Here is a 25070-nt window from a genome sequence, read left to right on the forward strand (position 1 = left end):
TCTCCGCGCGGTCGGGCCGCTGTCTTGAGTCGATCAATTCACCAATAAGTGAATTAACGATTGTAGAAACGGCTGCGCCGCAGCGTCAACCGACGCCGCCTAGTGAATACCCGAAGGCGTTTTGTAAACGCCCGCGCGCTCAGCGCAGGACGTAGCCCAGGACCAGGTCGGTCATGTGCGAGAGGCGTTGCGCCATCGCCTTGGGCGCACGCAGGTCACGCCCGAAGATGGCCGAGAGCGTGTGGTTGTTCGAGAGATAGAAGTAGCAGAGGGACGCGATGGAGATATACAGCTGCACCGGGTCCACGCCCGCGTGGAACAGGTTCTCGCGGCGGCCGCGCTCCAGCACGGTGTCCAGCAGTTGCACCAGCGGCGAGTTCATCTCCTGGATGCGCTCGGAGCGCTTCAGGTGCGCGGCGCGGTGCAGGTTCTCGCTGTTGAGCAGGGTGATGAACTCGGGGTGTTCGAGGTAGTAGTGCCAGGTGAACGAGACGAGCTGGCGGATCGCCTCGACCGGTTCGATCTCGTCCAGGTGCAGCCGCTGTTCGGCTTCGCGGATGTCGGCGTAGGTGCGTTCGAGCACCGCGAGGAACAGGTCGTCCTTGCTGCCGAAGTAGTAGTAGATGAGGCGCTTGTTCAGGCCCGCGCGCGTGGCGATGCTGTCCATGCGCGCGCCGGCCAGGCCCAGTTGCGAGAACTCCTCGCGCGCCGCGGCGAGGATGGCGAGCTGCGAGCGGTCGGCATCGCGCGAGCGCGGTTCGAGCGTCTCGGGCGGGGAGTCCTTCGGTGCCTTCATGGCGCGAATTTAACCATTTGGGGAATTAACGCAAGGCATGAGGAGCAGACGCACATAATTGCCGGAGACATTGCAGCTGAGGTTCGACTTCTCATGAGTACATCACAACCCGCAGGCCACCTGATCGTCGAGTGCCTGGTCGCGCAAGGCACGGAGATCGCATTCGGCGTGCCGGGGGAAAGCTTCCTCGCGGTGCTCGACGGCTTTCATGCCTACGGCGATCGCGCACGCTTCATCGTGAACCGGCAGGAGGGCGGCGCGGCCTTCATGGCCGAGGCGCACGGCAAGCTCACGGGGCGGCCGGGCGTGTGCTTCGTCACCCGCGGGCCGGGGGCCACCAATGCATCGATCGGCGTGCACAACGCGTTCCAGGATTCGACGCCGATGGTGCTGTTCGTGGGCGACGTCGGCAGCGACTTCCGCGACCGCGAGGCTTTCCAGGAGGTGGACTACGGCAGCTTCTTCGGGCCGAGCACGAAGGGATTCGCCAAGCGCGTGGAGCGCATCGACGATGCGGACCGCATTCCCGAATACGTGGCGCGCGCCTTCGCCACGGCGATGAACGGTCGGCCGGGGCCGGTCGTGCTGGTGCTGCCGGAGGACATGCTGCGCACGGAAACTTCAGCGCGGCCGTTGCCGCGCGTGGAGGCGGTGCAGCCCTGGAGCGATCCGGGTGCGCTGCGTACCTTGCGCGAGCTGCTGCTCAAGTCCGAGCGGCCGTTGGTGATCGCCGGCGGTGGCGGCTGGACGACACAGGCCGCGCAGGCGCTGCAACGGTTTGCCGAGAACTGGCGCCTACCCGTGGCCAACGCCTTCCGCTACCAGGACACCTTCGACAACCACCATCCGCTGTATGCGGGCGATGTCGGCATCGCGATCAATCCGAAGCTCGCGCAGCGCGTGAAAGATGCGGACCTGATCCTCGCGATCGGGCCGCGCCTGGGTGAGATGACCACCGGTGGCTACACGCTGCTCGAAGCGCCGAAGGCGAGGCAGACGCTGGTGCACATCCATGCAAGCGCCGAGGAGCTCAACCGCGTCTATCAAGCCGACCTCGCGATCAATGCCGGCATGAGCGCCGCGGCGCGCAGCCTCGAGGTGCTGAGCGCGCCGCCCACCTTGCCTTGGGAGGAGTGGGCCGAACAGGCGCATGCGGACTACGAGGCCAGCCTCGTTCCGCAAGCGCTGGCCGGCATGCCGGCCGAGACGCCGCGCGGCCCGGTCGACATGGCCGCAGTCGTCGCGCTGCTGCAGAAGCACCTGCCGCCGGATGCGGCCATCACCAACGGCGCCGGCAACTTCGCGAGCTGGGTGCATCGCTACTTCCGCTATCACGGGCTCGCCAAGGGGCACAAGACGCAACTGGCGCCGACCAGCGGCGCGATGGGCTATGGCGTGCCAGCCGGCATCGCGGCGAACCTCACGACGGGGCGCGTGGCCTTCACGATCGCGGGCGACGGCGATTTCCTCATGACCGGGCAGGAGCTGGCGACGGCCGCGCAGCACGGCGGCAAGAGCATCGTCGTGCTGCTCAACAACGGCATGTTCGGCACGATCCGCATGCACCAGGAGCGCGAGTATCCGGAGCGAACCAGCGGCACCGCGCTGCGCAACCCAGACTTCTGCGGTCTCGCCCGCGCCTACGGCTATGCGGCCGAACGCGTGACGGAGACGGAGCAGTTCGAAGCCGCGCTGCTGCGCGCGCTGGCCGCCGAGACCGGGACGCTGATCGAGATCCCGCTGGACCCCGAGGTGATCACCACGCGCGGCACGCTGGCGTCGATCACGCGGTCGGCGAAGCAGGCGCGGAGTTGAGCGCCGCGCGATGACGGGCCACCTCGTCGCGCAACGTGGGCGAGCGCAACTCGAACACGTCGAAAAGACCCAGCGCTTCGAGGGCGGGCAGCAGGTCGATCAGGTCGCGCTCGGCCGCTTGCTTCGCATCTGCGCTGGCGTTCGGGTCCTGCAGCAACTGCGCGTTGACGAGGAAGGCGCCGACAGAGCCCTTGCGCAACGGGAGTCCGTTCCTGACGACGAAATCCTGTCCGTCGGGCAATACGTCCTGGGCTTGCATGGGTGTTCCTTTGAAGGCGTTGTGAAGATGGACTCGATGCTAGGCAGCAGGGCGCTTCGCGGCTTGCGGCGCGGGGCCAATCGATACCTCCGGCGGGCCAGGCATGGCGGCTGAAGCGCCGGTCGGGCTCTGGATCAACGCCTACGAGACGCCGCGCGTCACGGGCTACCACGCGCACGAGACCGGGCAGTTGTTCGCCTTGCGCGAGGGGCTGCAGGTCATCGAGACGCCTGCCGGGCGCTGGGTGCAGCCGCCGGGGTGGATCGGCTGGATCGCGCCGCGCTGCGCGCATGCGGCTCAGAGCTTCGGTGCTACCGCGGGTTGGAGCCTGCACATCGAGCCGGCGATGGCGGCCGGCTTGCCCGACGGGCCGCATGTGTTTGCGACGACGCCGCTGATGCGGGCGCTGGTCGACCGGCTGACATCGCTTGAAGCGTCGTCGGTTGACTTCGAGGCACGTCGCGCCCGTCTTGTGGGCGTGTTGCTCGATGAGCTCGCAGCGAGCGCGAGGCCGTCGCTCCATCTGCCGATGCCGCAGGACAAGCGCCTGGCCGCGATGGCCGCTGCGTTGGCGAACGATCCCGCGATGCCCGACACCATCGACCAGTGGGCCGATCGCATCGGCATGGCGCGCAGGACGCTCACACGCCGCTTCACCGCCGAGACGGGGTTGAGCTTCGCGCAATGGCGGCAACAGTCGCGCCTGCTGAAGGCCGTCGAGCTGTTGAGCCTTGGCGACTCCGTCACGGCCGTGGCGTTGAGTGTGGGCTACAGCTCGGTGAGCGCGTTCATCGAAACCTTTCGCAAGAACTTCGGCTGCACGCCGGCGCGCTTTTTCGAGGAGGGGATGGCCTTGCCGCAGGCGAAAAAAAAGCCGGCGTGAGCCGGCTTTTTGATTCAGGAGCGCAAGGCCCCTGGTGCTTACTTGACGTGCTTGCCAATCAGCGCGGCCAGTTCGAACATCGACACTTGCGCCTTGCCGAAGATTTCCTTCAGCTTTGCGTCGGCGTTGATGTTGCGCTTGTTGGCCTTGTCTTGAAGGTTGTTCTTCTTGATGTAGTCCCACAGCTTGCTCACGACAGCGGTGCGCGGCAGAGGCGTCGAGCCGACCACGGCAGCGAGTGCCGGGCTGGGGGTCAGGGCCTTCATGAACGCAGCGTTGGGGGTGCGCTTCTTGGCGGGAGCTGCCTTCTTTGCAGGAGTTGCTTTCTTCGCCGGTGCGGCCTTCTTTGCAGGAGCAGCCTTCTTTGCGGGAGCTGCCTTCTTCGCCGGTGCAGCCTTCTTCGCAGGAGCCGCAGCCTTCTTTGCGGGAGCGGCCTTCTTTGCCGGAGCTTTCTTGGCCGGAGCCTTCTTTGCAGTTGCCATGGTTGATTTCCTTTTTTGGTTGAACATTCACCAATGAAAAACTTGCGTCTCCAGTGGCAATGCGGATGCTAAAGGAGAAAAAACGCGTTTCCAAGGGAAAAAGCGGTTTTTTCATTGGGAGTTGTTGTTTTTTCAGAGGGGAGAAGCCTCGTTTTTCACGTTCGGCGCCCAGGCCAGGTCGCAAGCACCACGCCCGCGAGTGCAAGCGCGAATGCAATCAGCTGTGGCGCGGAGAGGTTTTCACCGAGCACGAGCACGCCCACGAAGGCCGCACTGACGGGCAGCATCACCGCGAAAACACCGGCCTGCGCAGCGGGAACATGGCGCAAACCGGTCATCCATAGCCACACCGTCCAGATGCTCGCTGCGAGTGCGTAGACCGCGAGCAGGGCCCAGATGCCGCCGTGCACCGCACCGAAGTCGAACGACAGCGCAAACCAGATGCCGAAGGGCATGGAGAGTACGAAGCCCCAGAGGTTGATGAGCGATGCGATGCGCTTGGGCCCCAGGCGCCCCGTGAGCGACTTGCCGATCACCGCATAGGCGGTCTCGCACAGCACGGCACAGAACACCAGCAGGTTGCCGAGCCACGGCATCGACGACTTCGCCGCATCCGTCGAAGCCGGCGCATGCGCGGGACTGAGGGCCAAGAGGCCGATGCCGAGCGCGGCGCATGCGATGGCCAGGCCGATGCGCACCGTGATGCGTTCGCGCAGGAACAGCCAACTCGCCACCGCGACCACCGCGGGGATCGACGCCATGATCACGCCCGCCGACACCGCGCTCGTCATGCTCACGCCGTACAGCATGCAGATCGAGAACAGGAAATTGCCAAGAAACGATTCGAGAAAGACGAGCCAGCGCGTGTGCGCCGTCATCGGCGGTTCGTCGGCACCGCGCTTGAGCCAGTGGGGCATGGCCAGCGCGGCGATGCCGAAGCGCAGCCACGCGAGCAGCAGCACCGGGAAGGCAGCGACAAGGGGTTTGGAGAGGGCGACGTAGGCGCCGACGAGCGACATGCTCAGGGCCAGGCAGCCATAGGCCATGAGGCGGCCGGAAGCGGGGGCGGCGGAGTTCAATAGACTGAAGTTTTGTTGTTGCGGAAAGCGGATTCGATGATGCCCCACGTTTTTGTCTACGGCACGCTGCGCCGGCACGGGCGCAACGACATCGCGCGCTATCGGCCGGCGCCCGTGTTCGTCGGAGAGGCAAGCATTGCCGGGACGCTGTACGACCTTGGCGCCTACCCAGGCATCGTGCTTGGCGGCGTGGGGCGCGTGAAGGGCGAGATCTATCGCGTCGAACTCGCGGTCGAGGCAGCGCTCGATCTGCTGGAGGAAGTGGCCGAGGACGATTCGGGCGAGTACATCAGGCGCGAGGTTCGCGTGGCGCTCGGTGCGCAGTGGCTCGATTGCCTGGTCTACGAGATCCATCCTTCGCGGATTGCGGGCCGTCCGGTGATCGGCGGCGGCGACTGGATCGCGCATGCCGCGCAGAAATCGCCGGCGTTTTCACCACCGAAAGGTTGATTGCACATCGTGGAAGGCATGGCTGCTGCGGCGCAATATTTTTTCTCAATATGAGAAAAATAATTTCGCATTGAGGGATATGCCCGTAAGCCATTGATTTTGTTGAGTGAAAAATATGTCTTCTATAAGACATAAGAGTCTCGGATCGAATTACAGTTGATCCCAAGGCCGCAGCGCCCAACCGCTTTCAACCCTTCAATCAACCTCACGGAGTGACCATGCCCCAGACCCTCACAGAACAACTGAGCCGCGAACAGCAGATTGCCGCCCTCGAAAAAGACTGGGCCACCAATCCGCGCTGGAAGGGCATCAAGCGCGGCTACAGCGCAGCCGACGTCGTGCGCCTTCGCGGCTCCTTCCCCATCGAGCACACGCTGGCCCGCCGCGGCGCAGAGAAGCTCTGGGACCTGGTGAACAACGAGCCCTACGTCAACTGCCTCGGCGCACTCACCGGCGGCCAGGCGATGCAGCAGGTCAAGGCTGGCGTGAAGGCCATCTACCTGTCGGGCTGGCAAGTCGCCGCCGACAACAACAGCTACGCCTCGATGTACCCCGACCAGTCGCTGTACCCGGTGGACTCGGTGCCGACGGTGGTCGAGCGAATCAACAACACCTTCCGCCGCGCCGACGAGATTCAGTGGTCCAAGAACGTGAACCCCGGCGACAAGGGCTACACCGACTACTTCGCGCCCATCGTGGCCGACGCCGAAGCCGGTTTCGGCGGCGTGCTGAACGGCTTCGAACTGATGAAGGCCATGATCAAGGCCGGTGCCGGCGGCGTGCACTTCGAGGACCAGCTCGCTTCGGTCAAGAAGTGCGGCCACATGGGCGGCAAGGTGCTCGTGCCCACCACCGAGGCTGTGCAAAAGCTCATCGCGGCCCGCATGGCTGCCGACGTCTGCGGCACCCCGACACTCGTGATCGCCCGCACCGATGCGGAAGCGGCCGACCTGATCACCAGCGACTACGACGAGAACGACAAGCCCTTCATCACCGGTGAGCGCACCGCCGAAGGCTTCTATCGCACGAACAAGGGCATGGACCAGGCCATCAGCCGCGCCGTCGCCTACGCCTACTACGCCGACCTGGTGTGGTGCGAAACCGGCACGCCCGACCTCGAGTTCGCCCGCAAGTTCGCCGAAGCCGTGCACAAGGTGCACCCGGGCAAGATGCTGGCCTACAACTGCTCGCCGTCGTTCAACTGGAAGAAGAACCTCGACGACGCGACCATTGCCAAATTCCAGAAGGAACTGGGCGCCATGGGCTACAAGTACCAGTTCATCACGCTGGCCGGCATCCACTCGATGTGGTTCAACATGTTCGACCTGGCTCAGGACTACGTGGCACGCGGCATGTCGGCCTATGTCGAGAAGGTGCAGGAGCCCGAATTCGCAGCGCGCGACCGTGGCTACACCTTCGTGTCGCACCAGCAGGAAGTGGGCACGGGTTACTTCGACGAAGTGACCACCGTGATCCAGGGCGGCAAGTCCAGCGTCACCGCGCTGACCGGCTCGACCGAAGAAGAACAGTTCCACTGATCTGCCGACACGGATCTTTCGCTGTCACTTTCAAGCCCGGCCATGCGCCGGGCTTTTTTGCGGGCAGCCCGGGCGCGGCGCGGGGGCTGGAGAACGCCGGCGCCACGGCCTGGGCGGCAGAAGTTAGAATTGCCGCTCTTCTGTACTCAACAAGAGCGAGAAAGGCACCTTGGTTATGACACCGCGAACTACTCCGCAAGGATCGAGCGGCTTTTTCTTCTTCGAAGCGATCGAAGGAAAGGGCCGGTAGCCCGCGCTCGCTGGTTTCTTCCAGCTCCCAACCAAGCAAAGCGCGGCATCCACCGCGCTTTTTTGTTTTTCTCCCGAGGTTTTCACATGATCCAGATCACGCTCCCCGACAACTCGCGCCGCGAGTTCCCAGGCCCGGTTTCGGTGGCCGAAGTGGCCCAGTCCATCGGCCCTGGCCTCGCCAAGATGACGGTGGCCGGCAAGGTCGACGGCCGGCTCGTCGATGCCAGCGACGTCATCGACCATGACGCCAAGCTGCAGATCATCACGCCCAGGGACGACGAGGGCCTGGAGATCATCCGCCACTCCACGGCCCACCTGGTCGGCCATGCGGTCAAGCAGCTCTACCCGACGGCCAAGATGGTGATCGGTCCGGTGATCGACGAGGGCTTCTACTACGACATCTCCTACGAGCGCCCCTTCACGCCCGAGGACATGGCCGCGATCGAAGCGCGCATGCGCGAGCTGATTGCGCAGGACTACGACGTCGTCAAGAAGATGACGCCACGCGCCGAGGTGATCGAGGTCTTCAAGTCGCGCGGCGAGGACTACAAGTTGCGCCTGGTCGAGGACATGCCCGACGAACAGGCGATGGGCCTTTACTACCACCAGGAATACGTCGACATGTGCCGCGGCCCGCACGTGCCGAACACGCGTTTCCTGAAGGTCTTCAAGCTCACGAAGCTGGCCGGTGCGTACTGGCGCGGCGACGCCAAGAACGAGCAGCTGCAGCGCATCTACGGCACGGCCTGGGCCGACAAGAAGCAGCTGGACCAGTACATCCAGCGCATCGAGGAAGCCGAGAAGCGGGACCACCGCAAGCTGGGCAAGGAGCTCGACCTGTTCCACATCGACGAAGTGGCGCCGGGCGTGGTGTTCTGGCATCCCAAGGGCTGGGCGATCTGGCAGCAGGTCGAGCAGTACATGCGCGGCATCTACCGTGACACGGGCTACTGGGAAGTGAAGGGCCCGCAGATTCTGGACAAGAGCCTGTGGGAGAAAACGGGCCACTGGCAGAACTATCGCGACAACATGTTCACGACGGAGTCGGAGAAACGCGAGTACGCGTTGAAGCCGATGAACTGCCCGGGTCACGTGCTGATCTTCAAGAGCGATCTGCGCAGCTACCGTGATCTGCCGCTGCGCTACGGCGAGTTCGGCCAGTGCCACCGCAACGAACCGAGCGGCGCGCTGCACGGGATCATGCGCGTGCGCGGCTTCACGCAGGACGACGGGCACATCTTCTGCACGGAAGACCAGATCCTCGACGAATGCATCGCCTACACGGAACAGCTGCAGAAGGTCTACGCCGACTTCGGCTTCACGGACATCCTCTACAAGGTCGCGACGCGGCCGGAGAACCGCGTCGGCTCCGACGAACTGTGGGACAAGGCCGAGCATGCGGTGATGGAGTCGCTGCGCCGCTCGGGCGTCGACTTCGTCATCTCGCCGGGCGACGGCGCCTTCTACGGTCCGAAGATCGAATACACGTTGCGCGACGCCATCGGGCGCCAGTGGCAATGCGGCACGATGCAGGTCGACTTCAACACGGCCGAGCGCCTGGGCGGCGAGTACGTGACGGAATCGAGCGGCCGTGCGCACCCCGTGATGCTGCATCGCGCGATCGTCGGCAGCCTGGAGCGCTTCATCGGCATGCTGATCGAACACCACTCCGGCGCGATGCCCGCATGGCTCGCTCCGGTGCAGGTGGCGGTGCTCAATATCAGCGAAGGGCAGGCCGATTACGCTCGAGACGTGGCGAAAGCGCTGCAAAATCAAGGGCTTAGGGTTCAGTTGGACCTGCACAACGAAAAGATTACGTATAAAATACGGAAGCATTCGTTGCAAAAGCTCCCTTACATCCTCGTCGTGGGCGACAAGGAAAAGGAAGCAGGTGCCGTCGCAGTGCGCGCCCGGGGCAATCAAGACCTCGGAGCAATGTCCCTCGAATCGTTCGTGCAACGGCTCGTCCAGGATGTTGCCGACAAGCGTTGATTTGTCTCTGAAACACCCCATATGTTTCCTTGCCAAATCGTGCCGCTTGTCCGCGAGGACTGACCGGCGTTCGCTACAGATTTTGTAGCAAATTTTGAAGGATTCTGACCATCGCTACTGCATTTCGCGACCGCCGCCACCGCGAGGAACGCCAACACCGCCTGAACCGGGAAATCATGGCCCCGGAAGTCCGCCTTGTAGGCCCGGAAAACGAGCCATTGGGTGTTATGAGTCTCTCGGAGGCCTTGCGCCTCGCCGGCGAGGCCGATGTGGATCTGGTGGAGGTCGTCGCGGCGGCCAATCCGCCGGTATGTCGCCTGATCGAGTACGGCAAGTTCAAGTACCACGAGCAGAAAAAAGCGGCCGAGGCGAAGTCCAAGCAGAAGGTCATCGAGGTCAAGGAAATCAAGTTCCGGCCCGGTACCGACGACGGCGACTACAACATCAAGATGCGCAACATCAAGCGCTTTCTTGAAGAGGGCGACAAATGCAAGATCACGCTGCGCTTCCGCGGCCGCGAGATCACGCACCAGGAGCTCGGTCTGGCACTCTTGCAGCGCATTCGCGATGAGTTGGGCGACCTGATCATGGTCGAGCAGTTCCCGAAGCTGGAAGGCCGGCAGATGATCATGATGATCGCGCCGGGCCGCAAGAAGGCCGGTGGCGGTGCTCCCAAGCCGGCAGCAGACGCTGCGCCGGCAACGGCGCCCGCGGCAACCGCTTGAGGCGTTTGCAGCAGACGAGGTTTTGAAGGGATTTCGTCGTTGCCGGTGCTTTGAAAGAAGCACAGGCAGGGGCGAGATAAAGAAGTGTCTCGGGGCCAACAAGCCCATGGAGTTTCCATGGCGCCTCACGAGCACAAACTAAAGGAGCATTCACATGCCCAAAATGAAGACCAAGAGCAGCGCGAAAAAACGTTTCCGCGTTCGTCCCGGTGGCACCGTCAAGCGCGGTCAAGCTTTCAAGCGTCACATCTTGACGAAGAAGACCACCAAGAACAAGCGTCACCTTCGTGGTGCAGTCGCAGTGCATGAGACCAACATGGTTTCTGTCGCCGCCATGCTGCCCGGCCGTGGCATTTAACTCAGACGAACAAGGAGTACACACATGCCTCGCGTCAAACGTGGTGTAACGGCTCGCGCCCGCCACAAGAAAGTTCTCGCACTCGCCAAGGGTTTCCGCGGTCGCCGCGGCAATGTCTTCCGCGTCGCCAAACAGGCGGTGATGAAGGCAGGCCAATACGCCTACCGTGACCGCCGTACCAAGAAGCGCGTGTTCCGTCAGTTGTGGATCGCGCGTATCAACGCCGCCTCGCGTGAACTGGGCCTGACCTACAGCCAGTTCGCCAACGGCATCCGCAAGGCCGGTATCGAGATCGACCGCAAGATGCTTGCGGACATCGCCGTGCACGACAAGGCCGCTTTTGCCGGCATCGTGGAGCAGGTCAAGGCCAAGCTGGCTGCTTGATTCTGCACAGCAGGGTGTTGCCTCCGGGCAGCTTCCTGCGCCCACGGCTCAAGGGCTGGCGCTTGAAAAGGCTCCAGCTCTTTTTTATTTCCCCCTCGAAGATTTTTGTTGCTATGAACGAGTTGGACTCCCTGGTCGACACCGCACGCGCCGCCTTCGCCGAAGCGAAAACGCCCGCCGAACTCGAAAACGCCAAGGCCCAGTTCCTCGGCAAGTCGGGCCGCATCACCGAGCTGATGAAGGGCATGGCCGCGCTGAGTGTCGAAGAGAAGAAGTCCCGCGGCGCCGCGATCAACGTAGCCAAACAAGCCATCGAGTCCGCGCTGACCGATCGCCGCCAGCAACTGGCCGACGAAGAGCTCTCCCTGCAGCTGCGCGCCGAAGCGCTCGACGTGAGCTTGCCCGGCCGACGTCATGTGTCGGGCGGCCTGCACCCCGTGAGCCGCACCCTGGAGCGCATCGAGGAGATCTTCTCGAGCATGGGCTTCGACGTGGCCGACGGCCCCGAGATCGAGAGCGACTGGCACAGCTTCACCTCGCTCAACAACCCGCCGAACCATCCTGCGCGCTCGATGCAGGACACCTTCTATGTCGACCTGAACGGCGACGACGGCATCCCCTACAACCTGCGTCCGCACACCAGCCCGATGCAGGTGCGCTATGCGCATCAGCACATCAAGAAGTACGCGGCCGAGTTCGCCGCTGCTGCAGCCGACCCTACCGGCACCGTCAAGGCCCCCGAGATCCGCGTGATCGCCCCCGGCCGCACCTACCGCGTCGACAGCGACGCCACCCACTCGCCCATGTTCCACCAGTGCGAAGGCCTCTGGCTCGGCGAGAACGTGAGCTTCAAGGACCTGAAGGTCGTCTTCACCGACTTCTGCCGCACCTTCTTCGAACGCGACGACCTCGTGCTGCGCTTCCGCCCGAGCTTCTTCCCGTTCACCGAGCCCAGCGCCGAAATCGACATCCAGTTCGCGAGCGGCCCGCTGGCCGGCCGCTGGCTCGAGGTGTCGGGCTCGGGCCAGGTGCATCCGAACGTGGTGCGCAACATGGGCCTGGATCCGGAGCGCTACATCGGCTTCGCTTTCGGCATGGGGCCCGACCGGCTCACGATGCTGCGCTATGGCGTGAACGACCTGCGCCTTTTCTTCGACGGCGACCTGCGTTTTCTCTCGCAGTTCCAGTGATCCACTGACACGCCCTTTCCACACAGAAAAACAGATCGAGATCGAAGAGATGCAATTCCCGGAATCCTGGCTGCGCGAGTTCTGCAACCCGCCCCTCGACAGCGCAACATTGGCCGAAACGCTCACCATGGGCGGCTTCGAGGTCGAAGAGCGCCGACCGGTGGCGCCGCCCTTCACGCGCATCGTGGTCGGCGAAATCAAGGAAGCGGCGCAGCACCCGAACGCCGATCGCCTGCGCATCTGCCAAGTCGATGTTGGCCAGGTCGATGCCGCGGGGCAGGGCGCCTTGCTCAACATCGTGTGCGGCGCACCCAACGCGCGCGTCGGCATCAAGGTGCCGTGTGCGCTCGTCGGCGCAGAGCTGCCGCCGGGTGAAGACGGCAAGCCTTTCCTCATCAAGCTGGGCAAGCTGCGCGGCGTCGAGAGCCAGGGCATGCTGTGCTCGGCGCGCGAACTGCACTTGAGCGAAGACCACGGCGGCCTCCTTGAGCTCGACGCAGACGCACCCATCGGCGCCGACGTGCGCGACGTGCTCAAGCTGGACGACGCCCTGCTGACCCTCAAGCTCACGCCCAACCTCGCGCATGGCCTGAGCGTCTACGGCGTCGCTCGCGAACTCGCCGCGCTCACCGGTGCGCCGCTCAAGACGCCGGCGATCGCGCCCGTGGCCACTTCGTTCAACGACGTGCTGCCGGTCAAGGTCGAGGCGCCCGAGCTCTGCGGCCGCTTCTCCGGCCGCATCGTGCGCGGCGTGAACACCACCGTCGCCACGCCGGCCTGGATGGTCGAGCGCCTCGCGCGCTGCGGCCAGCGCAGCGTGACGCCGCTGGTCGACATCTCCAACTACGTGATGTTCGAGTACGGCCAGCCCAGCCACATCTTCGACCTCGACAAGATCCACGGCGGCCTCACGGTGCGCTGGGGCAAGGCGGGCGAACAGCTCAAGCTGCTGAACGGCACCACGATCACCGTCGACGACAAGGTCGGCGTGATCGCCGACGACCGCGAAGTCGAATCGCTGGCCGGCATCATGGGCGGCGATGCGACCTCGGTGTCCGACGACACCCGCAACATCTACGTCGAGGCCGCGTTCTGGTGGCCCGAAGCCGTGCAGGGCCGGTCGCGCCGCTTCAACTTCTCGACCGATGCGGGCCACCGCTACGAGCGCGGTGTGGATCCGAGCCGCAGCGTCGAGATCATCGAACGCATCACGCAACTGATCATCGAGATCTGCGGCGGCGAAGCCGGCAGGATGGACGACCAGACGCTGAACGTGCCGGCAGCCGTGCCCGTCACGCTGCGCGTGGCGCGTGCCGCGCGCGTGATCGGCATGCCGCTGACGCAGGCGCAGTGCGCCGATGCGCTCCACCGCCTGGGCTTGGCCATCACCGAAGGCGAAGGCACGCTGACCGTGACCCCGCCGCCGCACCGCTTCGACCTGCTGATCGAAGAAGACCTGATCGAAGAAGTCGCGCGCCTGATCGGCTTCAACAACCTGCCGACCACCGCGCCGCTCGCGCCCATCACCGCCCGCGTGCGGCCTGAAGCACAGCGCAGCCGTTTCGCAGTGCGCCGCAGCATCGCAGCGCTGGGCTACCAGGAAACCATCAACTTCAGTTTTGTCGAAGCGCACTGGGAGCAGGACCTTGCCGGCAATGCCAACCCCGTCAAGCTGCTGAATCCCATCGCCAGCCAGATGAGCGTGATGCGCTCGTCGCTGATCGGCTCGCTGCTGCAGGTGCTGAAGTTCAACCTCGACCGCAAGGCGCCGCGCGTGCGCGTGTTCGAGCTGGGCCGCGTGTTCATGCGCGACGACAGTGTCGTCACCACCGACAGCACCGTGCGTGGCGTCGACCAGCCGATGCGCGTGGCAGGTCTCGCCTGGGGCGATGCCGATGAAGCGCGCTGGGAAGGCAAGGCCCACCGCGTCGACTTCTACGACGTCAAGGGCGATGTCGAAGCACTGCTCGCGCCGCTGGTGCCGAGTTTCGAGCCGGCCGAGCATCCCGCGCTGCACCCCGGCCGCTCGGCCCGCGTCTCGATAGACGGCAAGGCCATCGGCTTTGTCGGCGAGCTGCATCCGCGCTGGCGCCAGAAGTGGGACTTCGCGCAGGCCCCCGTGCTGTTCGAGCTCGACCTGGATGCGATCACCGCGCGCCCCGTGCCCGTGGCGCAGCCGGTGCCCAAGCACCAGGCGGTCGAACGCGACATTGCCGTCGTGGTCGCCGAGGCCGTCACCCACGACGCGTTGATGCAAACGATCCGCGCGACCGCGGCTGCACAAGGACTGCTGCGCGACGCGACGCTGTTCGACATCTACCGTCCACAGCCGCTGCAGGGCGGTGCCGTTGCAGCGCCCGGCGCGCTGGCGCAGGGCGAGAAGAGCATGGCCGTCCGCCTGAGTTTCCAGGGCGACAGCGCCACCCTCATGGACGAGCAGGTCGAGCCCGCGGTCCGTGCAATCGTCGAACAACTGGGCGCCACGCTGGGCGGCCGCTTGAGAGGATGAAGATGAACGCTGCCGAATTCACGCTCGAAGCTTTAGAAACGCCGGCGCTCACCAAGGCGCATCTGGCCGACCTGCTGTTCGAGCAGATCGGCCTCAACAAGCGTGAGTCCAAGGACATGGTGGAGGCGTTCTTCGAGCTCGTGGCCAGCAGCCTGATCGAAGGCACGGACGTGAAGATCTCGGGCTTCGGCAATTTCCAGATCCGCGTGAAGGCGCCGCGGCCCGGCCGCAATCCGCGCACCGGCGAAGCCATTCCGATCGGCGAGCGTCGCGTCGCCACGTTCCATGCGAGCGCCAAGCTCAAGGAACAGATTCACGGAAGCATCGAGCAGAGTGGCTCATCCGAAGTCGAGTGGAGCCTGGGCACCGAATAGTGCTTGGTGCTCGGCGGTTGCGTAGAGTAATCTCTCAGGTTTCCCGCGCACCGTCTTGATTTCAATGGAAATAATGGAGAAAGCGCTCCCGCCGATTCCTGTCAAACGCTACTTCACCATCGGTGAGGTCGGCGAACTCTGCGGCGTCAAGCCGCACGTGCTGCGCTACTGGGAACAAGAGTTCACGCAGCTGCGGCCCATGAAGCGACGCGGCAACCGTCGTTACTACCAGCACCACGAGGTGCTCATGATTCGCCGCATCCGCGACCTGCTGTACGACCAGGGCTTCACGATCAGCGGCGCGCGCAACAAGCTGCAGGAACTGGTGCAGGGCGAGCGCGATCGCCGCAAGGCCGGCGAAGTGCCGCTCGAAGGCATGGAAGCGATCGAAATCGACCAGGAAGAATTCGACGCCGCCGTGCAGGACAGCCCCGATCCGACCGCGCCGCGCACGGTCGATCTGTCGCAGTTGTTGCACCTTCGGCGCGAGCTTTTTGAAATTCGTGAGCTCCTGACCGTCGGACGCTGATTTCAGCCGGCTATAATTGCGGGCTTCGGTGTGTGGCGCAGCCTGGTAGCGCACTTGCATGGGGTGCAAGGGGTCGAAGGTTCGAATCCTTTCACACCGACCAAAAACGTTAGTCAGATCAACGGGTCAGAGCCACAAGCTCTGACCCGTTTTTCTTTGGTTCTGACAAACCCGTCGATTCCTGAAAAAGCCGGCCGCTTCACGAGCCTCCCAATTTCCGACGGCCAGAGTTTTCCGGTCGGCACGTTGCGGCGGCACACGCGCCTTGTCACCTTCACGTCCTCGCGGCGCAGCCGTTCTGGTCCTGGTCCGACCATCCGAATCGCATGCCATTGCCGCAACCACCTGAATGCCGCGCTTCGTGCGGCGAAATCCTACCGAGGCTTCCGAAGCCCGCCCACGGGCTTGGGCCTCTGGCTGCGTAGCGTCTGTGTTTTGCCGCAAAGGAAGCACGCATGGCCCACCGCAAAGTCGCCGACCTCGTCATCGAAACCCTGCAGAAGGCCGGCGTCAAACGCTGCTACGGCATCGTCGGGGACACGTTGAACCACGTCACCGACGCGATCCGCCGCAGCGAGATCGAATGGGTGCATGTGCGGCACGAAGAGGCGGCGGCTTTCGCCGCGGGCGCGGAGTCGTACCTCACGGGCGAGCTCACCGCTTGCGCCGGTTCGTGCGGACCGGGCGGGCTGCATTTCATCAACGGCGTCTTCGAGGCGAACCGCAACCGCACGCCGATGGTGCTGATCGCAAGCCAGGTCGTGACGACGGAACTGGGCATGGAGTTTCCGCAGGAAGTCGATTTCAAGTCGCTCTACGCGGGCTGCAGCGTCTTCTGCGAACAGGTGCAGTCGGCCGGGCAGGCGCAGCGCGTCATGGCCCTTGCGGCGCAGGCTGCGCTTTCGCGGCGCGGCGTGGCCGTGGTCATCTTGCCGAGCGACATCGCGCAGACCGAGGTGAAGGAGGGCCTGAGCTTCACCGTGCACCGCGCCGCCCCGGTGATCCGGCCCAACGACGGCGAACTCGCGCAACTGGCGGCCTTGCTCGCCAAGGGAAAGAAGATCGCGATCTACGCCGGCCACGGCTGCGAAGGCGCGCACGAGATGCTGCTGGCGCTCGGCCAGTGCCTGAAGGCGCCGATCGCCCACACCTCGCGCGCCAAGGACTTCGTGGAGTACGACAACCCTTTCAACATGGGCATGACCGGCATCTTCGGCGTGGAGTCGGGCTACCGCGCGCTGCAGGCGTGCGACACGCTGCTGCTGCTGGGCGCCGACTTCGCGTGGAGCCAGTTCTATCCGGCCAAGGCGACCATCCTGCAGATCGATACCGACGGCAGCCACCTCGGGCGACGCCATCCGGTGGCGCTGGGGCTGGTGGGCGACATTGCGCACACCGTGCAGGCGCTGATCCCGCTGCTCGAAGAACGCAGCGACCGCAGCTTTCTGGACGAGTGCCTGCGCCATCGCAAGGAGGCGGTCCAGACGCTGCGGCGCGACGAGCGGCCCGGCAAGGAGGGGTTGATTCATCCGCAGCACCTCACGCGCGTCATCGACGAACTGGCGGCCGACGACGCCATCTTCACTGCCGATGGCGGCAGCCCGATGGTGTGGTCGCTGCGTCACCTGACGATGAACGGCCGGCGCCGCACGCTGGTGAGCCTGCTCCACGGCACCATGGCCAATGCAATGCCGCAGGCGCTTGGCGCGCAGAAGGCGTATCCCGGGCGGCAGGTGATTTCGCTCTCGGGCGACGGCGGCCTCGCGATGCTGCTGGGCGACCTGATGACCGCGGTGCAGGAGAAGCTGCCGATCAAGGTCGTGGTCTACAACAACGCGAGCCTGAACTTCGTGGAGCTCGAGCAGAAGGTCGAAGGGCTGCTGGACAACTACACCGACCTGCTGAACCCCGACTTCGCGCGGCTGGCCGAGGTGATCGGCTTCTATGGCCAGAAGGTGGAGCGCGCCGAGCAATTGCCCGACGCAGTGCGCGCCTTCCTCGCGCACCCGGGCCCGGCGCTGCTGGACGTGAAAGTCAACCGCACGGAGCTGGTGATGCCGCCGAAGGTGGAGTTCGGCCAGGTCGCAGGAACGATGCTGTATTCGGCCAAGGCGGCGCTCGGCGGGCGCTCGTCGGACGTGGTGGACCTGATCAAGGACAACTTCACCGAATGACGCCGGCCTTGTCCTTCTCCCCGATGCAGAACACGGTCCTTCTCTCTCACGGCGAAACGCTGCTTCGGCTCTTTGTCGCCGCCGCGCTCGGCAGTCTCGTCGGCCTGGAGCGCGAGCGATTGCTGTGGGCGGCGGGTATTCGCACGCACATGCTGGTGAGCGTCGGGGCTTGCCTTTTCATGCTGGTGTCGGCCTACGGTTTTTCTGACAGCCTGCGCGGCGAGCATGTGGTGCTCGACCCCTCGCGCGCGGCCGCGCAGGTGGTGTCGGGCATCGGTTTCCTCGGTGCGGGCGCGATCCTCGCGCGCGGGGAGATCGTGCGCGGGCTCACCACGGCCGCGAGCATCTGGACCGTGGCCGCGATCGGGCTCGCGGTCGGCGGCGGGCTCTACTTTCCGGCGGCCGCCTCGACCGTGATCATCCTGGTGATCCTCGCGGGCATCAAGCCGCTGGAGGAGGCGTACCGCGCGCGCAGCCAGAGCTGCCGCCTGCGCGTGGTCGCCGAACATGGCGCGGTGAGCCCGGAGACGCTGGAGCACGGCCTGAAGCTCCCGCCCGCGCGGCTGCGGCGCTTCCTGGTGGCGGTGCGGCCGGGCGGGCAGCTCGACGACATCACGGTGCAGCTGGTGCGCGTGTCCTCGGCCGACATCGGAAGCTTCGTCGAGCGGCTGGAAAAGCTAGAGGGCGTGCAGTCGGTCGAGGTCGTGGCACGAGGTGGCGGCCACGGCGCCGAGGCCAACTGACGCTGCTGTGGGCTGGACTCACGCGGACGGCTGCGCGGCAAGCTCGAACACGCGCAGCGACGGCTCCAGCGCAAGCGCACGCCTGGCGGCCTGCGCTTGCGCCGCATCGAGCGTGACCAGCAGCGCGACTTTCCCCGCCACGCTGGTGGCAATCGGCAGGCCGTCGCGGTACAGCACGCGCGAGCCCCCGACGCGCGGCACCTTGGGTCCGTTCACGAGAGTCCCCAGCAGGTTGGCCGGATCGCTGGCTGCCAGCACGATCAACGCGCCGTCGCCCGGCTGCCGGCGCACCTGCCGCATCGACGCGACCGCCTCGGGCAGCGCGAACTGCTCGCCCGACACCCCGGCGATGAAGCGTCCGCCGCGGATCTCGCCGCGCGCTTCCAGCCGCCGGCACACGCGAACCAGGTCGCGCCATGGCGGCAGCCATGCGGCCTCGCGCTCGAGCAGGCGCCAGCAGACCACGCCGTAGCGGCGCAGCAGCACGTGCACGACCTGTTCGATCGCTTCGGCGGAACTGGCGGCCATTGCTTCGGCGGCGGCGGGTGGCCGCACCAGCGTCCAGCGCCCCGCGTCCTCGATGCCGAAGAGCGGCGTGCGCCGCCGGCGCCGCGTGTCGGCCGAGGCGCGCTTGGACGCCGGCACCAGCAGGGCGCGCAGGCCCGCGTAGCTGTCGCAGCGCGCGCGGCCCTTGGCGACCAGCTCGGTCAGCGCCTCTTCGATCTCCACCGGCAGCAGGCGTGTGCCCGACGCGATTTCGTCGAAGAAGCAGGCACCGTGTTGCGCCAGATGCGCGGCCACGCGCGCGGCCCGCGAGCCGAGGTTGTCGTCGTCGACCGGCGCGGGCGCCAGTGTGGTCCACAGCGCCGCGCTGCGGCGCGGCAGCAGCACCACCGGCGTGGCGCGCAGCGAGAGGTTGCCCGCACCCTTGCGGCCCTCGGTGGCGGCCGGGCGCAACCGCGTCCACAGCACGCGCCCCGCGGTGCACAGGTCGTCGAGCCAGGCGCCGGCGTAGTCGGTCACGCGCGCCGGCAGCAGCTCGGCTTCCCAGAGCGGCGCGGGCGCCTCGTAGCCTTCCAGCTGCGACAGGATGCCCGACAGCGCCTCCGGCCCGCTCACACGCGAGCCCGCGCCGATGTGCTGCCACTCGAAGAGAAAGCGCACGAAGTCGCGTGGCTCCACGGGTTCGATCTCGCGGCGCAGGCGCTTGAGCGTGTAGCGGTGGATGCGTGCCAGCAGATGGCGCTCGCACCATTCGGGCTCTGCTGCGCCGGGCGTGAAGCGGCCCTGCAGCACGCTGCCTTCGGCCTGCAGTGCGACCAGGGCGCTTTCGACATCCGCGGCCGAAAGCAAAAGCGCCGTGGCAAGTTGCGCGACGGTGACCGGGCCGAGCCCGCCGAGGCGCGAGCGCAGCAGCTCGCGCAGCGCGGTGTCGCGGTCGGCCGGCCGCTCGGCATCGGCGGGGGCTTCGATGGCCGGCTGCATCGGCGCATCGGGCGCCACGGCCTGCAGCAGGTGCAGGCGCTCGGCCGTCACCCACAGGCCGCGCGCGGTGCGGCCCTTGCCTTGGAGCAGCAGCCGCGTCACGCGGCCGGCCTTGGCGAGCGCGGCCAGCCACTTCTTCCAGTCAGCCTCTTGTGCCACCTCGTCGTCGCTCAAGGCACCGAGCATGCCCAGCGCCTCGTGCATCTCGTCGGCGCTGCGCGGCTGCGGCCAGGCTTCTTCGCGCACGCTGGCGATGGCGTCCGCATCGAGCTGGCCGACGTCGTCGGCGCTTTCGGGATCGGTGTAGCGGCGGTTCTGCACGGCCTGCGTGCGGCGCTCTTCCAGCGGCGCATCGTCCAGGAATGCATAGGGACGCGCATTCAACGCTTCCATCGCGAGCGGCGAGGGGGCCGGCAGGTCGCGCGCCAGCATCCGAACCTCGCCCGACTCCATGCGGCGCAGGAGCGCGAGCCACCCGTCGGCATCCATCGCCTCGTGCAGGCAGTCGTCCAGCGTCTGCGCGACCAGCGGGTGCTCGGGGATCTCGCGCTCCCCGACGATGTTTTCGGCGCACGCGACCTGGTCGGGAAACACGGCCGCGAGCAGGTCTTCGGAGCGCATGCGCTGCAGCTGCGGCGCCACCTTGCGGCCGCCGCTGAAGCGCGGCAGCGCCAGCGCGGTGGTCGCGTTCCAGCGCCAGCGCACGCCAAAGAGCGGCGCGTCCAGCAGCGCCTGCACCAGCACGTGCAGCGCCGAGGCCGAGTGCAGGTAGCGCGCGACCTCCTCGAGCGGAAAACTGTGGCTGGTCGACAGCGAAAGGACGATCGCATCCTCTGTCGCCGCGGCCTGCAGTTCGAAGTTGAAGGTGCGGCAAAAGCGCTTGCGCAGCGCCAGGCCCCATGCGCGATTGAGCCGGCTGCCGAACGGCGAGTGAATCACCAGCTGCATGCCGCCGGAGGCGTCGAAGAAGCGCTCCATCACCAGCGTGCGTTGCGTCGGCAGCGCACCGAGCACCGCGAGCGCATGCGCGAGATGCTCGACGATCTGGCGCGCCGCCTCGTCGTCCAGGCCGAGCGCCTGCACCAGCAGCTTCATCGCGGCATCGCGGCCGCCCGCTTCCAGCGCCAGTGCCACTTCGCCGCGCAACCGCGACACGCCGAACGACAGCTCGTCGCTGCGCCCCGGCGCCTCGCCGAGCCAGAACGGGATGTTGGGCGCGGCGCCGTGCGCGTCTTCCACGCGCACGCGGCCCGGCTCGATCTTCAGGATGCGGTAGCTGGTGTTGCCCAGCTGGAACACGTCGCCCGCCAGGCTCTCGACCGCGAAGTCTTCATTGACCGTGCCGATCTTGTCGGCCTGCGGTTCCAGCACGACCGTGTAGTCGCCGGTCTCGGGGATGGTGCCGCCAGAGGTCAGCGCCGTCATGCGCGCGCCCTTGCGTTCGCGCAGCAGGTGGTTCACGGCGTCGCGGTGCACATAGCCGGCGCGCTGGCCCTGCCGCGTGGTGAAGCCTTCGGACACCATGCGCACCACTTCCATGTAGCGCGCGTGCGAGAGCTGCGCATAGGGCCAGGCGCGGCGCACCAGCGCGAACAGATCGTCCTCGTTCCACTCGCGGCATGCGGTCTCGGCCACGATCTGCTGCGCCAGCACGTCCAGCGGCGCGGGCAGCACGCGCAGCGCGTCGAGCTCGCCGCGGCGAATGCAGTCCAGCAGGGCGGCGCACTCCACCAGCTCGTCGCGCGACTGGGGAAAAAGCCGCGCCTTCGGCACCCCGCCCACGGCGTGGCCCGAGCGCCCCGCGCGCTGCAGGAAGGTGGCGATGGCGCGCGGCGAGCCGAGCTGGCACACCAGGTCGACGTCGCCGATGTCCAGGCCCAGTTCGAGCGATGCCGTGGCCACCAGCACCTTCAGGTCGCCGCGCTTGAGGCGCTGTTCGGCGTCCAGGCGCGTCTCCTTCGAAAGACTGCCGTGGTGCGCGGCCACGGCCTCCTTGCCGAGGATGTCGCCCAGGTGCCGCGCCGCGCGCTCGGCCATGCGGCGCGTGTTGACGAACACCAGCGTGGTCTTGTGCAGCCACACCAGCTCGGCCACGCGGGCGTACACCTGCGTCCATTGGTCGTTCGACATCACTGCCTCGAGCGGCGTCGGCGGCAGCTCGAGCGCGAGGTCGCGCTGCTTGGCATAGCCGATGTCGACGATGGCGCAGTCGGCCGTGCCGTCGGTGCGCAGCGCACCCGCGCCGACCAGGAAGCGCGCGACCTCGTCGATGGGCTTCTGCGTGGCCGACAGGCCGATGCGCACCGGCCGCGCGCCGCCTTGCGCCATGCACAGGTCCTGCAGCCGCTCCAGCGACAGTGCCAGGTGGCTGCCGCGCTTGCTCGCGGCAATCGCATGGATCTCGTCGACGATCACGCTGCGCACGGTGGACAGCATCCGGCGGCCCGACGCCGAGCCGAGCAGCACGTACAGCGACTCCGGCGTGGTCACCAGGATGTGCGGCGGCCGGCGCAGGCTCTGCTGGCGCTCGCGCTGCGGCGTGTCGCCGGTGCGCACGGCGGTGCGGATGTCGACGTCGGGCAGCCCGAGCGCCGCCAGCTCGCTGCGAATGCCCGCGAGCGGTGCCTCCAGGTTCAGGCGGATGTCGTTGGAGAGCGCCTTCAGCGGCGAGACGTAGACCACGGCGGTTTCATCGGGCAAGCCGGCAGGCGCGAGGCCTCGATGGACCAGGTCGTCCAGGGCGGCCAGAAAGGCGGTGAGTGTCTTGCCCGAACCGGTGGGCGCGGCCACGAGCGTGTCGCGCCCGGCACGGATCGCCGGCCATGCCTCGGCCTGGGCCGAGGTGGGGCCGGGAAAGGTCCGAAGGAACCACTGGGCGACGGCGGGATGGAACGAGTGCAGGGCCACGGGGAGTGCAGGCTACGGCAGGGATTGCGGCGGCGCAATGCGGGAGCCATTGACCTCACAGGTCGGGACGGTGCGGGCGATCTCAAGGCACTCTCGCCGGAAGACGTCCAGACCCGTGCCGCATCCGCATCCGGTGCTGGAAAACTATCCGGCCGCGTTCCGGCGCGTCCGCTCGGTCACCTATGAACAGGGCAGATACCGTACTCGCCGCCATTCATCACGCCCCAGGCGTGAAAAAGCCCTCGCGAGGAGGGCTCTTGTTGCACGCCTTGAGAGCGTGGGGTTCAGCGCACCCAGTGGCAGGCGCGGTGGTGATGACGCGCATCCCACTTGCACACCTTGTGCGCCTTGTGGGGGGCCGCCGAAGCGATGGTCGGTGCGAACGCCGCCAGGGTGGCGAAGGCAACGAGGCTGGAGAGAACGAGCTGCTTGATCTTCATGTGTTTCTTTCTAAGCAATGGCATCAAAGGATGCGTCGCGTGGACGACGCACTTCGAGTAACGCCCGACTCGCTTCCCAGCCGACACGCCAAAACCCGCGAACTACTGGATCGCCGTGATTTCCTGCACTGAAAACCGGGGGACGAGGGCGCCCACCAACTGCAGATCGCGCGGATCGCAGGGCGCGGAAATCGACCTGCCGTCGAACCTCACCCGGATGTGCGAGTAATTGGCGCTCGCAACGGTGCCGGATCGGCCTTCGCAAGTGACACGGTCACCGCGCTGAAACGAGGCCCCGAATCGGTCCTTGATGTCCTTGAAGCTCATACCCTTACCCGTAGAAATGGAGTCGATATGGTCGCGGCGGCGCGGGAATTTCGCTGTAGGGAGCCCGGCGGCGCGCAACGTAGGACGGTCGAGGCACCGCGGGAAGGACAGCGCCGATCAGGCAAGAAAAAGCCCGCACGAGGCGGGCAAGGGTAGCCCTGAGAAGGGAGGAGGGAGAAAACAAGGGGCTACCGAAGTGAAGTCTAACGTATTAACTCTCCCTGCGGCGAGCCGCGGTCGAGCCAATACCGAAAGTGCGCCCTTCAATTCCATGCAGTGGAAGAGGCGGGATGCAGCCAAGTCGCCCCCGGCCTAAGCTGGCCCGCTGAGCCAAAAAAGATGTCCGCATGCAGCGATACATCCCCACGGAGACCCCGATGCCCCCAACACCCGCCCCCTCCCGGCGCCATTTCAACGCCATGGGAGGCGCACTCGCGCTCATGGCTTTCGCCCCGCGCGCCCGGGCCGACACGTTTCCCTCCAAGCAGATCCGCATCGTCGTGCCGTTCTCGCCCGGCGGTCCCACCGACCTCATGGCGCGCGCGATCGGCAAGATCATGTCGACGAACCTGGGCCAGCCCGTGATCATCGACAACAAGCCGGGCGGCGGCGGCGTCATCGGCATGAGCGAGGTCAAGCACCAGCCGGCCGACGGCTACACGCTGGTCTTCCCGTCGATCCTGGCGGTCACCAACCCGGCGTTGATGCCCGGCTACCCGTTCGACACCCTGCGCGATTTCTCGCCTTTGACCGTGGTGGGTTTCGTGCCCCACGCCGTGGTGGTGCGCACCGATTTCCCCGCGCCCGATCTGCAGGCACTGGTCGCGAGCGCAAAGGCCAAACCGGAGGGCCTGTCGTACGGCTCGTCCGGCAACGGCACCTCGGCCCATCTGGGCGCGGCGCTGTTCGCGCAGCGTGCCGGCATGCGCGCGACGCACGTGCCCTACCGGGGCGCCGGCCCCGCGGTGCAGGACCTCCTGGGCGGGCAGATCCAGTTCATGTTCCTGGACATGAGCAGCGCCCTGCCGTTCATCCAGGCCGGCAAGCTGCGCGCGCTGGCCGTCGCGACGGCCACGCGCTTCGAGGGGCTCCCCGCCGTGCGGACCGTGGCCGAGCAGGGCTATCCGGGCTTCGAGGTGCACGGCTGGTACGGCCTGCTGCTCAAGGCCGGCACGCCGGCGGCCGTGACGCAGCGCCTCTACGCCGAAGTCAAGCGCGCCCTGGACACGAAGGAAGTGCGTGATCTCTTCAAGGCCCAGGGCATCGCCCCCGGTGGCATGCCGCCCGAGCAGTTCACGACGCTCGTGCGCAACGACCTGGCGATGTGGAAGCGCACGGTCGAACAACTTCACATCACGCTGCAATGAAGAAGGAGCACC

22 protein-coding genes and 1 tRNA gene are annotated in these 25070 nt (G+C 66.2%); 16 read left to right on the top strand and 7 right to left on the bottom strand.

Annotated elements, in window-relative coordinates; all coding sequences use genetic code 11:
• Positions 1–139: 139 nt before the first annotated feature.
• A complete protein-coding gene (locus BM133_RS02445; RefSeq protein WP_093431404.1) occupies positions 140–796 on the bottom strand; it encodes a TetR/AcrR family transcriptional regulator in 657 nt (218 codons plus the stop codon).
• A 93-nt stretch (positions 797–889) separates the two neighbouring features.
• Between BM133_RS02445 and BM133_RS02450 the strand changes: the two genes are divergently transcribed.
• Positions 890–2611, top strand: a complete 1722-nt coding sequence (locus BM133_RS02450) for a thiamine pyrophosphate-binding protein (protein WP_093431405.1) — start codon at positions 890–892, stop codon at positions 2609–2611.
• On the opposite strand, the gene BM133_RS02455 is transcribed toward BM133_RS02450, so the two are convergent.
• On the bottom strand, positions 2580–2870 hold the full coding sequence (locus tag BM133_RS02455) for a hypothetical protein (RefSeq protein ID WP_093431407.1): 291 nt from the start codon (positions 2868–2870) through the stop codon (positions 2580–2582). The genes BM133_RS02450 and BM133_RS02455 overlap by 32 nt on opposite strands.
• Positions 2871–2973: 103 nt before the next feature.
• Here BM133_RS02455 and BM133_RS02460 point away from each other — a divergent pair, with 103 nt between their 5' ends.
• Positions 2974–3753, top strand: coding sequence for an AraC family transcriptional regulator (locus tag BM133_RS02460; protein ID WP_093431409.1), 780 nt, complete (start codon positions 2974–2976; stop codon positions 3751–3753).
• Between the two features lie 38 nt (positions 3754–3791).
• Here the strand turns inward: BM133_RS02460 and BM133_RS02465 are convergent, their stop codons facing one another.
• Together BM133_RS02465 and BM133_RS02470 are read right to left on the bottom strand one after the other, a co-directional pair.
• On the bottom strand, positions 3792–4235 hold the full coding sequence (locus tag BM133_RS02465) for an SWIB/MDM2 domain-containing protein (protein ID WP_093431410.1): 444 nt from the start codon (positions 4233–4235) through the stop codon (positions 3792–3794).
• Positions 4236–4390: 155 nt separating this feature from the next.
• Positions 4391–5314, bottom strand: coding sequence for a DMT family transporter (locus BM133_RS02470; protein ID WP_093431411.1), 924 nt, complete (start codon positions 5312–5314; stop codon positions 4391–4393).
• A gap of 36 nt (positions 5315–5350) precedes the next feature.
• Here BM133_RS02470 and BM133_RS02475 point away from each other — a divergent pair, with 36 nt between their 5' ends.
• The 13 genes from BM133_RS02475 to BM133_RS02535 all read left to right on the top strand — a co-directional run bounded on the left by BM133_RS02475 (position 5351) and on the right by BM133_RS02535 (position 18532).
• Entirely contained in the window at positions 5351–5764 is a 414-nt protein-coding gene (locus BM133_RS02475) for a gamma-glutamylcyclotransferase family protein (RefSeq protein WP_177224694.1), read from the top strand.
• 218 nt (positions 5765–5982) lie between these two features.
• Positions 5983–7302 carry an isocitrate lyase gene (gene aceA, locus BM133_RS02480; protein WP_093434976.1) on the top strand — a complete coding sequence of 440 codons (1320 nt, stop codon included), beginning with the start codon at positions 5983–5985 and terminating at the stop codon, positions 7300–7302.
• A 336-nt stretch (positions 7303–7638) separates the two neighbouring features.
• Positions 7639–9546: a threonine--tRNA ligase gene (gene thrS, locus BM133_RS02485; protein WP_093431413.1), complete on the top strand. Its 1908-nt coding sequence runs from the start codon at positions 7639–7641 to the stop codon at positions 9544–9546.
• A 101-nt stretch (positions 9547–9647) separates the two neighbouring features.
• Positions 9648–10271, top strand: coding sequence for a translation initiation factor IF-3 (infC, locus tag BM133_RS02490; protein ID WP_080898454.1), 624 nt, complete (start codon positions 9648–9650; stop codon positions 10269–10271).
• Positions 10272–10425: 154 nt separating this feature from the next.
• Positions 10426–10629: a 50S ribosomal protein L35 gene (gene rpmI / locus BM133_RS02495; protein WP_007832497.1), complete on the top strand. Its 204-nt coding sequence runs from the start codon at positions 10426–10428 to the stop codon at positions 10627–10629.
• A gap of 24 nt (positions 10630–10653) precedes the next feature.
• On the top strand, positions 10654–11013 hold the full coding sequence (gene rplT / locus BM133_RS02500) for a 50S ribosomal protein L20 (RefSeq protein ID WP_007832499.1): 360 nt from the start codon (positions 10654–10656) through the stop codon (positions 11011–11013).
• A 113-nt stretch (positions 11014–11126) separates the two neighbouring features.
• Positions 11127–12203, top strand: coding sequence for a phenylalanine--tRNA ligase subunit alpha (pheS, locus tag BM133_RS02505; protein WP_093431414.1), 1077 nt, complete (start codon positions 11127–11129; stop codon positions 12201–12203).
• Positions 12204–12252: 49 nt separating this feature from the next.
• On the top strand, positions 12253–14712 hold the full coding sequence (gene pheT / locus BM133_RS02510) for a phenylalanine--tRNA ligase subunit beta (protein ID WP_093431416.1): 2460 nt from the start codon (positions 12253–12255) through the stop codon (positions 14710–14712).
• 2 nt (positions 14713–14714) lie between these two features.
• The gene (locus BM133_RS02515) at positions 14715–15086 is read left to right on the top strand and encodes an integration host factor subunit alpha (protein WP_013542333.1); all 372 of its coding nucleotides are present in this window, start codon (positions 14715–14717) and stop codon (positions 15084–15086) included.
• Positions 15087–15159: 73 nt separating this feature from the next.
• Positions 15160–15615, top strand: coding sequence for a MerR family transcriptional regulator (locus BM133_RS02520; protein WP_042582087.1), 456 nt, complete (start codon positions 15160–15162; stop codon positions 15613–15615).
• A gap of 26 nt (positions 15616–15641) precedes the next feature.
• A tRNA-Pro gene (locus BM133_RS02525) sits at positions 15642–15718 on the top strand.
• Between the two features lie 352 nt (positions 15719–16070).
• Complete coding sequence (locus tag BM133_RS02530; RefSeq protein ID WP_093431417.1) at positions 16071–17789, top strand: thiamine pyrophosphate-dependent enzyme; 1719 nt, start codon at positions 16071–16073, stop codon at positions 17787–17789.
• A 23-nt stretch (positions 17790–17812) separates the two neighbouring features.
• Complete coding sequence (locus BM133_RS02535) at positions 17813–18532, top strand: MgtC/SapB family protein (protein ID WP_093431419.1); 720 nt, start codon at positions 17813–17815, stop codon at positions 18530–18532.
• An 18-nt stretch (positions 18533–18550) separates the two neighbouring features.
• Here the strand turns inward: BM133_RS02535 and BM133_RS02540 are convergent, their stop codons facing one another.
• From BM133_RS02540 to BM133_RS02545, 3 genes are all read right to left on the bottom strand, one after another.
• Positions 18551–22924: a DEAD/DEAH box helicase gene (locus BM133_RS02540; protein WP_093431420.1), complete on the bottom strand. Its 4374-nt coding sequence runs from the start codon at positions 22922–22924 to the stop codon at positions 18551–18553.
• 284 nt (positions 22925–23208) lie between these two features.
• On the bottom strand, positions 23209–23364 hold the full coding sequence (locus BM133_RS35085; protein WP_177224695.1) for an HHHH-motif protein: 156 nt from the start codon (positions 23362–23364) through the stop codon (positions 23209–23211).
• A gap of 102 nt (positions 23365–23466) precedes the next feature.
• The gene (locus tag BM133_RS02545; protein WP_093431422.1) at positions 23467–23691 is read right to left on the bottom strand and encodes a hypothetical protein; all 225 of its coding nucleotides are present in this window, start codon (positions 23689–23691) and stop codon (positions 23467–23469) included.
• Between the two features lie 377 nt (positions 23692–24068).
• Between BM133_RS02545 and BM133_RS02550 the strand changes: the two genes are divergently transcribed.
• Positions 24069–25058: a Bug family tripartite tricarboxylate transporter substrate binding protein gene (locus tag BM133_RS02550; protein WP_093431423.1), complete on the top strand. Its 990-nt coding sequence runs from the start codon at positions 24069–24071 to the stop codon at positions 25056–25058.
• Positions 25059–25070: the final 12 nt, after the last annotated feature.

Source organism: Variovorax sp. 770b2 (assembly GCF_900115685.1).
In the GTDB taxonomy this organism is placed as follows: Bacteria; Pseudomonadota; Gammaproteobacteria; order Burkholderiales; family Burkholderiaceae_C; genus Variovorax.

Coding starts and splice junctions, on each gene's coding strand:
- BM133_RS02445 (WP_093431404.1), bottom strand. CDS start 796: ATGAAGGCACCGAAGGACTCCCCGCCCGAGACGCTCGAACCGCGCTCG.
- BM133_RS02450 (WP_093431405.1), top strand. CDS start 890: ATGAGTACATCACAACCCGCAGGCCACCTGATCGTCGAGTGCCTGGTC.
- BM133_RS02455 (WP_093431407.1), bottom strand. CDS start 2,870: ATGCAAGCCCAGGACGTATTGCCCGACGGACAGGATTTCGTCGTCAGG.
- BM133_RS02460 (WP_093431409.1), top strand. CDS start 2,974: ATGGCGGCTGAAGCGCCGGTCGGGCTCTGGATCAACGCCTACGAGACG.
- BM133_RS02465 (WP_093431410.1), bottom strand. CDS start 4,235: ATGGCAACTGCAAAGAAGGCTCCGGCCAAGAAAGCTCCGGCAAAGAAG.
- BM133_RS02475 (WP_177224694.1), top strand. CDS start 5,351: ATGATGCCCCACGTTTTTGTCTACGGCACGCTGCGCCGGCACGGGCGC.
- aceA (WP_093434976.1), top strand. CDS start 5,983: ATGCCCCAGACCCTCACAGAACAACTGAGCCGCGAACAGCAGATTGCC.
- thrS (WP_093431413.1), top strand. CDS start 7,639: ATGATCCAGATCACGCTCCCCGACAACTCGCGCCGCGAGTTCCCAGGC.
- rpmI (WP_007832497.1), top strand. CDS start 10,426: ATGCCCAAAATGAAGACCAAGAGCAGCGCGAAAAAACGTTTCCGCGTT.
- rplT (WP_007832499.1), top strand. CDS start 10,654: ATGCCTCGCGTCAAACGTGGTGTAACGGCTCGCGCCCGCCACAAGAAA.
- pheS (WP_093431414.1), top strand. CDS start 11,127: ATGAACGAGTTGGACTCCCTGGTCGACACCGCACGCGCCGCCTTCGCC.
- pheT (WP_093431416.1), top strand. CDS start 12,253: ATGCAATTCCCGGAATCCTGGCTGCGCGAGTTCTGCAACCCGCCCCTC.
- BM133_RS02515 (WP_013542333.1), top strand. CDS start 14,715: ATGAACGCTGCCGAATTCACGCTCGAAGCTTTAGAAACGCCGGCGCTC.
- BM133_RS02520 (WP_042582087.1), top strand. CDS start 15,160: ATGGAGAAAGCGCTCCCGCCGATTCCTGTCAAACGCTACTTCACCATC.
- BM133_RS02530 (WP_093431417.1), top strand. CDS start 16,071: ATGGCCCACCGCAAAGTCGCCGACCTCGTCATCGAAACCCTGCAGAAG.
- BM133_RS02535 (WP_093431419.1), top strand. CDS start 17,813: ATGCAGAACACGGTCCTTCTCTCTCACGGCGAAACGCTGCTTCGGCTC.
- BM133_RS35085 (WP_177224695.1), bottom strand. CDS start 23,364: ATGAAGATCAAGCAGCTCGTTCTCTCCAGCCTCGTTGCCTTCGCCACC.
- BM133_RS02545 (WP_093431422.1), bottom strand. CDS start 23,691: ATGAGCTTCAAGGACATCAAGGACCGATTCGGGGCCTCGTTTCAGCGC.
- BM133_RS02550 (WP_093431423.1), top strand. CDS start 24,069: ATGCCCCCAACACCCGCCCCCTCCCGGCGCCATTTCAACGCCATGGGA.